This window comes from Roseiflexus sp. RS-1 (assembly GCF_000016665.1).
Taxonomy (GTDB): domain Bacteria; phylum Chloroflexota; class Chloroflexia; order Chloroflexales; family Roseiflexaceae; genus Roseiflexus.
Genome location: NC_009523.1, coordinates 5296983 through 5309263 on the forward strand (window position 1 = coordinate 5296983; position 12281 = coordinate 5309263).

Sequence of the window (12281 nt, forward strand, 5' to 3'; positions counted from 1 at the left end):
TCTTGCCAGCAACACACATTGCTATGAACCAACTCGCAACCACTGTGCTCCGCAACTCGATCGTCGGTATGGCGGCGCATATCAGTATGAAACTTCTCTCGTTCGCGTTCTCGGTGCTGATCATCCGCAACCTGGGCGCGACCGATTTCGGACAGTATGCCGCCGTGCTCGGTTTTGGCAGCGTCTTCCTGTTCATTGCCGATCTTGGGTTAAGCCCGTACACGGTGCGCGAAGTGGCGCGCCTGCGCGACCAGCCCGACGGCAAAGAGCGCATTCAGGCGCTGTATGCCGATGTGCTGACCATGCGCCTGATCCTGTCGGTCATTGCGGGGATTCTGGTAGTCAGCGCTGCAATCCTGACTGGACGACCGCTTCTGATGATTGGAGCGATTGCGATCAACTCGTTCACCGTGCTGATCTACGCCGTCCACGGCAGCAGCGAAGCAGTGCTCTCCGGGTATGAGCGCCTCGATCTGGTGTCAGGCATGCAGGTTGTCAATCAACTCGCGTTTGTGCTGATCGGCGGGCTGGCGCTCTGGCTGGGGTTCGGCTACTACGGTCTGATCATCGCAACGATGATCGGGGTGACCCTTATGACAGCGCTGGTCGTTCGCGCAGTCTGGCGACTGGGGGTGCGTCCCGGTCGCGTGACCTGGCGACGCTGGCTGCCGCTGTTACGCGCTGCATTTCCGTTCGGCGTCATCGGTCTGACCCTGGGGATTTCATACCGCTTCGATACGGTGCTGCTCAACATTTACGAGGGCGATACGACGACCGGCTATTACAATGCTGCATACAATCTGATCTTCTCGCTGGTGACGCTGTCGAATGTTCTCAACACCGCGCTCTACCCCTCGCTCTCGCGGCAGTCGGTAACGGCGCCGGAGACGTTGCCGCTGGTATACGAGCGTGTGTTGCGCTACCTGATGGTGGTGGCGCTGCCGATTGCAGTCGGTGGTTTCATCGTCGCCGGTCCGCTGGTAGAACTCTTGTTCGGTGCGGCTTACGCACCGTCCGCTCCGCTCTTCGCCATCCTGATCTGGGTGCTGCCGTTGATGTTCCTCTCCGAATTCCTCGGTTATGTGGTCGTCATTGCCGGGCGCGAGGCGCTGGTCGCGCGCTCGATCATTGTCAGCAGCAGCCTCAATGTCGTCGCCAACCTTCTGTTTATTCCGATGTTCGGTGTTGTGGCTGCGGCGACCGTCACAGTCGCAACCGAGGCAGTGCTGGTGCTCCAGTATATCTGGTTGACGCGCGACCTGCTGGGGCGAATGCAATGGAGCGCACTTCTGCGCTCAGCGCTGGCGGTCGTCGCAATGGCGGCGCTGGTCTATCTGACGCGCAACCTGCCGGTGCTGGCGACAATTGCTGTCGGTGGGGCGCTCTACGGCGGGTTGCTGCTGGCAATGCGGGTTGTCGGTCCGGATGAAGCGGCATTTGTGCGGAGCATGCTGGCGGCGCGGCGGGCGGTCAAGCAAATATGATGCTAAAGGTTATGGTGAAAGATGAAAATCGTTCTGCCAGTACACCACTTTTTGCCGAAACACGTTGGGGGGGCTGAACTCTATACCTTGAGGCTGTCCAACCTGTTTCGTGCTCGGGGGCATAGCGTCGAAATCGTATGCGTCGAGTCGCTAGATGGAGATCACGCTATCCAGGTCGAGGCGGAAAGAGATTTCTACCATGATGTTCCCGTGTGGCGCCTCAGGTTGCCGCGTGACTGCGTCTCCGAGGGCTTGGGCATGCTCTATGACTATGCTCCGCTTGGAGCGTGGTTTGCCGACTATGTGCAGCGGGAGCATCCCGATGTTGTTCACTTTCAGGCGGGCTATCTGATCGGAGTAGCGCCACTCCGCGCTGCTGTCAGCGCGGGTATACCAACAGTGCTCACACTCCATGACCACTGGTTTCTTTGCCCGCGTATTATGCTACAACGTGGTGATGGCAGCATCTGCACCGCGATCCCTGACGATCCAGCCGGTTGCGCATGGTGTATGCTCCTTGAAAAACGACGCTATCACATTGCCGATCACCTGACCGGTGGTCTTGCGGGTCGTCTTGCGCAGTTGTTAATGCTTATTCCCCAAAGGGAGGCTATTGCAGAGCGCCGTTCAACTCTAATGGAGTCCCTGAGTTTACCAGATATCGTGATTGCGCCATCAATGTATCTTGCCAGTCGCTTTGCCGAATATTTCCAGGCCGGGCGAATGATCGTTTTACGCGGAGGGATCGATCTTGCTCCTTTCCAGAAAGTGCTATCAGCGCAGCATGATGGTATACTGCGTTTTGGATTTATTGGCCTGGTTGCTCCTCATAAAGGGGTGCATCTGCTTATTGAAGCGTTCCGCCTGTTGAATAACCGGGAAAGACCTGTTGAGTTACACATATACGGTAATACTGATGCGTATCCTGCTTATGTCAGAGAGTTACGCCAAAAAGCGCGAGGTGATGATCGCATTCACTTCCACGGTCGTTTCGAGCCATCCCGCGTTGCAGAAGTGTTCGCTGGCTTCGATGTCACCGTGCTACCATCGCTCTGCTACGAGAACAATCCACTTGTGATTTTGGAGTCTTACGCTGCTGGAAAACCGGTGATAACTGCGGCGATGGCAGGGATGAAGGAGTTGGTGAACCATGCGGAGAACGGGCTACACTTCAAGGCGGCAGACGCCAGAGATCTGGCACGACAGATGCAGTTGTTAATCGATGATACTGACCTTTTACCAAAGTTGCGCAGAGGCGTCCGACCGCCGCGGAGCATCGATCAAGAGGCAGAGGATCTGCTCGGTATCTATGAACGTCTCTGTCAGCAACGCAACAGTCCGTCCAGCAAGGTGGTGTAATGTCTCCCGATGTTGTGATCATCATCCTCTGCTACAACGGAATCGCCGACACCCTGGCATGCCTGGAGTCGTTGCAGCGCGTGGAGTACCCGTCATTTGATCTGCTGGTCGTCGATAACGCTTCGAGCGATGGCACGCCGCAGGCGGTGCGCGCGCAGTTTCCACAGGTGACGGTGATAGAGAACGGCGCGAATCTGGGATTCGCCGCAGGAAATAACGTCGGTTTGCGCTATGCGCTCCGTCACGGGTACGACTATGCGCTGCTGCTCAACAACGACACCGAAGTTGCGCCTGATTTCCTGACGCGCCTGATTGATGTCGCCGGGTCAGATCCGGACATCGGCGCGGCAGGACCGACGATCACCTACTATGAACGTCCCGACCTGATCTGGTCGGCTGGCGGGATGATTGACTGGAGACATGGTATTGCGCGAATGCGCACGAATGAAGTCGATAGCGGACAGTACTGCGAGCCAGCCGACGTCGATTTCGTGACCGGATGCGCACTGCTGGTGAAACGCGCCGCGCTGCAACGCGCCGGATTACTCGATGAACGCTTCTTTATGTACTTCGAAGAAACGGAATGGTGTGTCCGCATCCGGCGCGCCGGTTTCCGGATCGTCCACGTCCCACAATCGCGCGTGCTGCATAAAATACCGCTCAATGCGCGTTTTGACAAAGAGTATCTGGCGTACTATATGACCCGCAACCGGCTCCTGTTCCTGCGGGCAACCGGTGCGCCGCTCAGTGCATGGCTGCACGCGCTGTTCGTTCAGGATCTGCGCACCTACCTGAGCCTGGTGGTGCGCCCGAAATGGCGCACACGCCCCGGACGCGTCGGTATGCGCCATGCCTGGATGGACTTCTGGCGTGGACGGTTTGGGAAGTGGGAGATGGTGTGAGAGTGTTGAAGGTTGAAGGTTGGAAGGTTGAAGGTTGGAAGGTTGAAGGTTGAAGGTTGGAAGGTTGAAGGTTGGAACGTTCAACGTTCAACGTTTTAACGTTCAACGCCTGACAATGACAATTTCGTTAGTCATCCTCCCCGCCCATTTAGTGCGCCGTCACCCCTGCGTGCTATAGTCTTTTCAGGTTCGCCTGTCGGGAATGCAGGCACGGCATCCGTGGAAGGAGAGCGCGGTTATGCGGAAGATTATTGTTGGCTTAGCACTGATTGGGAGCATTGTCCTGGCTGCATGCGGCCCGCTGGCATCGGCGCCGGCAACCCCCGAGACCTGGACGCCTCCGGCGACGGCGACCCCTGTCCCCACTGCAATCCCGACGCCAACGCGCCCGGCGTTGACGACGTATACCGTTCAGCGCGGGACCATCGAGCGAAGCGTAGAGTTGCAGGGACGAGTTGCAGCCGTTGGTGAGCGTGAACTCTTCTTCGCCGTCGATGGCGTGGTCAAAGCGGTCTATGTGACGCCCGATACCGAAATCACCAGAGGTCAGGTGCTGGCGGAACTGGAGGCGGGTGAACTGGAGGATCGCCTGGCGCAGGCGAAGCAGCAATACACACTGGCGCAACAGCAACTCGACCGCGCGCTCGGTGAGATGCGCTTTCCGCTGCGACGCGCTGAGATCGACCTGGAAGTGGCGCGCACGGCGCTGGCGCAACTGCTCGCCCCGCCCGACGCCACCAAAATTGCCGCAGCCCGCGCCGCGCTTCAGCAGGCTGAGGCAGCGCGCGACCGTGCGCGCAACGATGCATCGGCAGTCAAAACGCGCGCCGAACTTGCTCTCCAGCAGGCGCAGAAACGCCTGATCGCCGCCCAGGCGGAGTTTAGCGCCGCTTCATACGCCGCAGAGCAGGACAAAACCGACAACAGGGCGCAGGAACGTCTCGCCAGAGCGGGTGATGCGCTGCGCGCGGCGGAAGAAGAAGTCGCGCGGCTCCAGATCGAGTACGATACTGCGCGCAACAACGAAATCGCTGCGGTGCAGGCAGCCGAAGCGCAGGTGATGCTGGCGCAAACCACGCTCGATGAGTTGCTCAAAGGTCCTGACCCGCTCAAAGTCGCCGAAGCGCGGCGCGCCGTCGCCGTGGCGGAACTGGCGGTCGAGCAGGCACGCAGCAATATTCGTGTCGATCCCCAACTTGAGCGCGCAGTCGAAGAAGCGAAACAGGGGGTTGATGATATTCGGCGCCAGATCGAGGCGCTCAAACTGGTCGCCGGTTTCAATGGGCGCATTCTGGCAGTGAATGTTGCGCCCGGATCGGTCATTCGCGCCGGAGAACCGGCCTTCATCGCGCTGGATCCGTCGGTCGCATCCGATGCACTGGAAGTGCTGGTCACGAGCAGTTCGGCGCCGCTGGTTGCCGGGCAACCGGTGTCGATCTCCTTCGCCCGCTATCCGGGTGTGACATACCAGGGTACGGTCACCAGCATTCCCGGCGGCAGCTCGAACAGCGCTGCGGCCCTGAGCGGCTACCACATCGCCTATGAGCCAGCCGACCTGCAACTCGAGACGGGAGACGCAGCAACGGTGACGGTCGTTCTGGCGCGGCGCGAAGGCGTGCTCTGGTTGCCGCCAAAAGCCATTCGCGCCGACTCGCGCAGTTACGTGCTGGTGCAGCGCGGGGATCGCCCGGAGCGGGTCGATATTCAAACAGGATTGACAACGGCGGATCAGGTGGAAATCCTCAGCGGTCTGAACGAAGGCGACGTTGTCATCGGGCAGTAGGAGCGAGATATGCGGATCGGCATCGATGTGCGCTATCTGTCGCACGGTTTGGTTGGCGGCGTTCATACCTATATCAAACATTTCGTCGCAGAATTGTGCGCGATCGCTGCCGATCACCAGATCGTTCTCTACGCCGACACCAAGCGTCCTTTTGAACTGAACGATCTGCCGCCCCATGTGACGCTGCGATTGCTCCCGTATCGAGGTCCGCAATCGAGCGTGTATCTGGACTACATTGGTCTGCGGCGCGCAATGGCGCGTGACCGCCTCGATGTGGTGCATTATCCGGCAAACTATGGTTTTCGCGTTCCCGGCGCGCGGGTGGTGGTGACGCTCCACGATGCGCTGACGATCATGCCGCTCCGGGAGACATTGTTCAGTTCCGGTTCGCGGCGCACACTCCGTTCAATGGCGATGACAGTCTATCTGTATGTCGGTTCGCGGTTGATGCTGCGTGATGCCGATATGATCCTGACCGTTTCGGAGCACGCGAAACAGGATATTCTGCGGTACTGCCGATTTGATCCGCAGCGCATCATCCCCATTCCGCACGCACCGACGCCGGATATGCGCCGGATGAGTGACGAAGCCGTCCTTACCGCTGTCCGCCAGCGTTATGGGATCGATCAGCCGTTCGTTCTCGCGGATGCGCTGAAGAATCCCGGTGTGCTGGTGCGCGCCTGGCGGCGATTGCCAGCGTCGCTGCGCCAGAGCCATCGGATCGTCTTCTTTTCGCGCCATCCTGCGCCGCTGCCGGTGGTCTTCGAGGCGGTCGAACGTGATGGCGCAGCACTGCTGATCAACCCGCCGCGCCCCGACCTGATCGCCCTGTACAGCATGGCAGAAGTGTTCGTCTTCCCTTCGTGGTTTGAGGGTTTCGGCATTCCTGTGCTGGAAGCAATGATCTGCGGCGCGCCGGTGATTGTCTCGGATCGAGGACCACTGCCAGAGGTTTCCGGGGGAGCAGCGCTGGTGATGGATGCCGAGGACGATACCACCCTTGCGGGATACCTGGAGCGATTGCTGACCAATCCGGCGGAAGCATCCCATTGGCGCGAACGTGGTTTCGCTCATGCGGCGCGGTTCAGCTGGCGCAAGACCGCACAGCGCATTCTGGAGAGTTATGAACAGGCGGCACAGATGGCGTATCGCGCTTCTGCCGCCGTGAAAGCGGGGCGTTGAAGGAACAACGATGCGCATCCTTGCACTCACATCCTGGTGGCCCGAACCGGCAGACAACGGCTCGCGGCTGCGTATTGCCAGTTTACTGCGCGCAATGGCGCAGCGCCACGATATTCACCTCATTTCGTTCTTTCAGGAGCCGGTTACCGAAGCGCAGATCCGAAGAATGCGCGAGATATGCACCGCAGTCGAGGCAATCCCTCAACCGGTATGGCGACCGCGTCCGGGAGAACAAATCCTGAGCCTGTGGCACCCGGAACCAAGTTCTTTTCGTGCCACCTGGAGCGCGGCATTCGATGCGTGTGTGCGACGTGCTGCAACCGATGCGCCTGATATGGTGATCGCCTTTCAAACCGGCGTCGCGCGGTATGCTCTAAGCGTACCGGGCGTTCCGCGGTTGCTCGAAGAACTCGAAGTTGGAAATTTCTACACCCACGTGCATCTTCAGAAAATGCCGCACCATCGGTTGCGCGCATGGTTAACGTGGCGCAAACAGACGGCATACATCCGCCGTTTGCTTGGTCACTTCGATGCCTGTACTGTTGTTTCTGTGAATGAGCAACGATTGACCCATGCAATCGCGCCGGGTGCGACGGTTTACGTTCTGCCGAACGGAACCGATGTGAGTGTCGGTGATCAGGATTGGGGCGCGCCCCAACCGGATACGCTGATCTATCCCGGTGCACTAACATTCGACGCCAATTTTGATGCCGTTGATTATTTTCTGCGTGATATTTTTCCACGCGTAAAGGCGCAGCGACCGGAAGTGCGATTTGTGGTGACCGGCAATGCCCCGCCGACGCTCAGAACGGCGCTGCCACAGATAGAGGGCGTCGAGTTTACCGGCTACGTTCCTGATGTTCGCCCGGTTATCGCGCGTTCCTGGTGTGAAGTCGTGCCCCTGCGATCAGGCGGCGGGACGCGACTCAAGGTGCTCGAAGCGCTCGCACTCGGCGTTCCGGTCGTTTCAACGCCAAAAGGCATCGAGGGTCTGGCGCTTGATGATGATATTCATGTCCTGGTTGCGCCAACTACCGATGAATTTGTAGACGCAACGCTGCGCATTCTTGATCAACCGGAATTGCGCGCGCGTCTGGCGGAAGCCGGGCGTCGTCGCGTGGCAGAGTTGTACGACTGGCGAATCATCGGTCAACAGATGAATGAGTTAATCGAGGAAATCATTCGCCAGCATTCGGGTAGACGATCTGTTTATAGCACGCATGCCTGAAAAGGTGTTGCGGATCATTGAGAGATAGTTTCTATGAGTCATCAGACGGATGTATCGGTCATTCTTGTCAATTGGAACGGATGCGCTCTGCTTGAGAGAGCGCTCAGCGCCTTATTTACAACGACGCATAAGGTGGCAATGCAGGTCATCGTTGTTGACAATGCCTCTTCGGATGGCAGTGTTGCAATGGTGCGCCAGCAGTTTCCTCAGACAACGCTGCTGGTCAATAGCAAAAATGTTGGCTTTGCACGGGCGAATAACCAGGCGCTGGAACTGGTCGAAGGACGCTATATTCTGCTCTTGAACACCGACGCATTTGTTCACGAAGGCACAGTCGATGGCATGGTCGCGTTTATGGATGCCCATCCGGATGCAGGGTCAGTTGGATGTCGTCTCTACTACGAAGATGGAACATTGCAGCGTTCATGCTTCGCGTTTCCCACGCTGGTAACAGAATTGTGGAGTGCTTTATTCCTCGACCGACTCTTTTCGAGGAGTCGTTATTTTGGTAAATATCAGATGACCTATTGGGACATGAACGACACACGAGCTGTTGACTCGCTCATGGGTGCATGTCTGATGGTAAGAAGCGATGTTGTCAGACGTATTGGACTTTTTGATGAGCAATTTTTTATGTATTCAGAGGAAATCGATCTTTGTTACCGTATTCAGAAAGAGGGATTGAAAAACTATTATCTTCCTCATTTTTCGGCAATACATCTATGGGGCGGGAGTTCCCGAAGAATACGACGTGAGTCGTTCCTGAGACTTTATCAAAGTAGAGTAAAATTTTTTCGCAAACATTACGGAGAAGAGGTGGTAAAGAGATATAAGACCGTTTTACATTTCTCGGCTTTCATGCGTATTTCTCTGGGGATGATTTTGTTTTTTCTTCAGCGTAGGGATGATATGCGAGATATTGTACGAGATTATGGTTCGCTGCTGTGTCTGGTAAGGGTATTCTAAGTTGTATAAGTATTGAATTTGCGTGTATTCCATGATTACGCGGCTCACAACAACCATTTCACAACGCTCGATGGTGATCATTGGTATCACGATTACGATTGTGATGACCCTAAGCCTTGCGATAGGTGTTATGGCTGGATTGGGCCATAATTATCGTGTGCTCATAATTGGAAGCTTACCGATCATTGTAGCGGCAATAATCTTTGTGCTTCGGCGTTTCGATATAGCTGTCCTGTCGATTCCACTGACGGCATGGATTGCAGTTTATGATATACCTGCGGGCAACTATTCAAGAGTTCCCGTCTCTCTTATCGCTACCCTTGGTCTCTGCGCGATCTGGATAACGTCAATGATTATTCGTCATCAGTGGCGACTGGCATCGACGCCGCTCAATCGACCATTGATCGTTTTCGGGATCATCTGTATTGTCTCATTGGTGTGGGGTATTATCTGGCGCGATCCTATTCTGCTTATGGAACGTGTTGGCGGTGATCGATTTCTAATCGTTCAATTTGCATCTTTGCTTTCATTTCTAGGATCTATTGGATCAGCTCTGTTGATCGGTAACTTTGTCCAGACGAGCGGGCGTCTGAAGTTTATCTTGGGATTGTTTCTTGTCCTTGGTGGAATCTCGACGATGTTGTTAATATTCAAGATATCTCCTTTTCCCTTAAACCCACACGGCTTGGGTGGTTTATGGTCGACTATATCGGCTTATGCTCTGGCTCTATTCCACCCAAGACTTCGTTTACGGTGGCGAATTCTTCTGATTGGATTGGTTTTGATACAAATGTACTTAGCAATTGTCATTAATATAACCTGGAAGTCAGGATGGGTTCCGACAACTATTGGTTTATTCATCGTGACATGGTTGCGTTCAAGGCACGCATTTTTTATTCTACTAATGACTGTAATTATTGCTCTCGTTCTCAACAGTGAACTGGTGATGCAGGTTGTTAATGATGAACTTGAAGAGGGTAGTGATGGGCGAATTAGCATGTGGGAGATAAATTTACGTGTAGTTGGTGATCACTGGTTGTTCGGTACCGGTCCAGGGGGATATGCAGCATATTACATGACGTACTTTCCGCATGATGCTCGTTCCACTCATAACAATCATTTAGATATTATCGCTCAGTTCGGTATTTTAGGTGCCATCGTGTGGTTTTGGTTGAGTTTGGCAGGTCTTCGCGAGGGTTGGCGTCTTATCAAACAAACTCCTCCTGGATTGCTCCATGTTCTCGCAGTGACGATCACTACCGGGTGGATCTGCGCTCAGGTTGCGATGTTTTTCGGCGATTGGGTGCTGCCGTTCGTCTATAATCAAACCATTACAGGCTTCAAATACACAGTGTACACATGGATATGGTTAGGAATGTTGATCAGCATACGAACGATCCTGACCAGGCAGCAAGCACAGGAGAACGTCTCGAATACCCAGAGATGATGGTATGAATAGACATCACACTATCCGCTACTATCGTAAGTTTTTGATCGCTGCAACCCTGCTTATTGGGTTGATAGGCGCTTTTATCGGCTTGCACACAACTGTACATGGGCAGACGACACGTTGGTCACAACCGGTAGATCTTTCGGTTGGGGCGAGGTCCTCATGGTTTCCAAGCCTGACTGTTGCGGCGGATGGCAGTGTGCATGTCGTGTGGGCTAGCGGTCGACCGCTCACCGAGGATAGTGGATTTAGTGCTGGTTCAAATCTTGCCAATGTTATGGATCTGTTGATGTATGCCGTGTATCGAAATGGCAAGTGGTCGCCAGCAAATGATATTCTTTTTTCCGGTTTGGGCGGAGCGGCTGTCCGAAACAGTATTGTAACTGGTCATGATGGGAATCTCCACGTTGCTTTCCGGAGCAGCGAACGCATCTTTTTCAGCAGCGCGGATCCTGTGCAGGCATTTCGCCCGTTTGCCTGGCGCGATCCGAGAAGGATAAATGGCTCGAGCGGACCGTACTATGTTGAACTGGCGGTTGATAGTAAAGGAACATTGCACGTGGTATGGACGGAGGTCGTAGTTTCGGAAGAACGATCACGGTATACCTTGTGCCCGTACTGCGCTAACCTCTTCTATCGCAATTCGCAAGATGGCGGGCTGACCTGGTCGGCGCCTGTCAATCTGGCGGATTCGTTTGATGGAACGACCAAACCGCACATTGCTATTGATCTGCAGGATGGGATTCATGTCGTATGGGATATTGGCTTTGATAATATAACTGGCAAAGGCGCCCCTCTTGCTGGCGGGTATCGCTATTCAAGCGATGGCGGTATCACGTGGAATACTGTAGTGCGTTTTACACTCGCCGAAGGGCAATCTTCCCTTCAGCCGACCCTGCTTTCAACGTCAGTTGCGTTGCCAACCCAAACAGTCACTCCACCCTCTACAGAAACTCCCGCGAATCCACTCATTGAATCGCTCAGCGATGCGCCGCAGCAAACGACGCTTGGACTTTTTCAGCACCGTGATCCGATTGTTGTGTACCGCAGCACACGAACTGATCGGATTTACTATCAGGTTTCACGTGACAATGGTATAACCTGGAGCAATCCGCGTATACTCCATGGCGTGCGCGCACGTGACCTTAGAGAAACACCATGGGATGCATACACGATGGCTACCGATGGCTCGGGAAATGTCCATCTTATTCTCTCCGGTTTGCTGGATACAGGGAATGCTCCGACGAACCGCCAGAAGCCCTCACTGCTGCATCTGGTCTGGAATGGCGCTTACTGGTCTCGTCCAGAAGTTGTTGTTGCGAATGACTTGTATCCCGAATGGCCACGCCTCGTCGTGCACGGACAGCAGTTGCATCTCGTCTGGTTCACGCGTAGCGATGAAGACATTTTCAAGAGTGATAATGCGAACTATCGGGTGTGGTATAGCAGCGCGACTATCGATGCACTGCCATTGCCGGCAGCGCCAACGTTTACTCCTGCGCCAACTGACGGACCAACCCCTACAATCATTCCATCGCCTGCGCCTTCGCCGACCCCGTTACCATCAGCGATACAGCAAGTCCCGCCACCGAATGGATATCCAGCCTGGGAGTCGGTGGCACTGACCGTCATGAGCATTGCGTTACTGCCGGTGCTTGCCTTCGTAGCAATCGTAGCAATCGCTCACTCACGCGGTATGCGCTGGCGCATATAAGTTCTCAAAATAGGCTGGAATTGGACGAGGTTGAACACTTAACCGGAAGCGTGCAACTCGCGTGACGCGGTTCTGCCGTCCACAAATCGCCTGAAATCCGGTTGGGCAAGGTGCTGTTCCTCCCCTGATACATCGGTCGGGGAAAAATGATTTGTCTAAACTCGAGTCTGAAATTCACATCGATTTAATTGCATCCGGTCCAGTAGTGTAGTA

General features: G+C 55.2%; 9 protein-coding genes. All 9 read left to right on the forward strand.

Translation table 11 applies throughout. The features are described from left to right. Nucleotides 1-23: 23 nt before the first annotated feature. The 9 genes from ROSERS_RS21815 to ROSERS_RS21855 all read left to right on the forward strand — a co-directional run bounded on the left by ROSERS_RS21815 (nucleotide 24) and on the right by ROSERS_RS21855 (nucleotide 12068). Entirely contained in the window at nucleotides 24-1484 is a 1461-nt protein-coding gene (locus ROSERS_RS21815) for a flippase (protein ID WP_011958908.1), read from the forward strand. A gap of 21 nt (nucleotides 1485-1505) precedes the next feature. Next, nucleotides 1506-2843 carry a glycosyltransferase family 4 protein gene (locus ROSERS_RS21820; protein WP_011958909.1) on the forward strand — a complete coding sequence of 446 codons (1338 nt, stop codon included), beginning with the start codon at nucleotides 1506-1508 and terminating at the stop codon, nucleotides 2841-2843. After that, nucleotides 2843-3745, forward strand: a complete 903-nt coding sequence (locus tag ROSERS_RS21825; protein WP_011958910.1) for a glycosyltransferase family 2 protein — start codon at nucleotides 2843-2845, stop codon at nucleotides 3743-3745. Before ROSERS_RS21820 ends, ROSERS_RS21825 begins: the two co-directional genes overlap by 1 nt. Before the next feature lie 238 nt (nucleotides 3746-3983). Continuing rightward, on the forward strand, nucleotides 3984-5528 hold the full coding sequence (locus ROSERS_RS21830; protein WP_011958911.1) for an efflux RND transporter periplasmic adaptor subunit: 1545 nt from the start codon (nucleotides 3984-3986) through the stop codon (nucleotides 5526-5528). A gap of 9 nt (nucleotides 5529-5537) precedes the next feature. Then, nucleotides 5538-6710, forward strand: coding sequence for a glycosyltransferase family 4 protein (locus tag ROSERS_RS21835; protein WP_011958912.1), 1173 nt, complete (start codon nucleotides 5538-5540; stop codon nucleotides 6708-6710). Between the two features lie 10 nt (nucleotides 6711-6720). Continuing rightward, nucleotides 6721-7938 carry a glycosyltransferase family 4 protein gene (locus ROSERS_RS21840; protein ID WP_011958913.1) on the forward strand — a complete coding sequence of 406 codons (1218 nt, stop codon included), beginning with the start codon at nucleotides 6721-6723 and terminating at the stop codon, nucleotides 7936-7938. A gap of 33 nt (nucleotides 7939-7971) precedes the next feature. Further along, nucleotides 7972-8904, forward strand: coding sequence for a glycosyltransferase family 2 protein (locus ROSERS_RS21845; protein WP_011958914.1), 933 nt, complete (start codon nucleotides 7972-7974; stop codon nucleotides 8902-8904). A 31-nt stretch (nucleotides 8905-8935) separates the two neighbouring features. After that, the gene (locus ROSERS_RS21850) at nucleotides 8936-10351 is read left to right on the forward strand and encodes an O-antigen ligase family protein (protein WP_332249103.1); all 1416 of its coding nucleotides are present in this window, start codon (nucleotides 8936-8938) and stop codon (nucleotides 10349-10351) included. 4 nt (nucleotides 10352-10355) lie between these two features. Continuing rightward, nucleotides 10356-12068: a BNR repeat-containing glycosyl hydrolase gene (locus ROSERS_RS21855; RefSeq protein WP_011958916.1), complete on the forward strand. Its 1713-nt coding sequence runs from the start codon at nucleotides 10356-10358 to the stop codon at nucleotides 12066-12068. Nucleotides 12069-12281 lie beyond the last annotated feature (213 nt).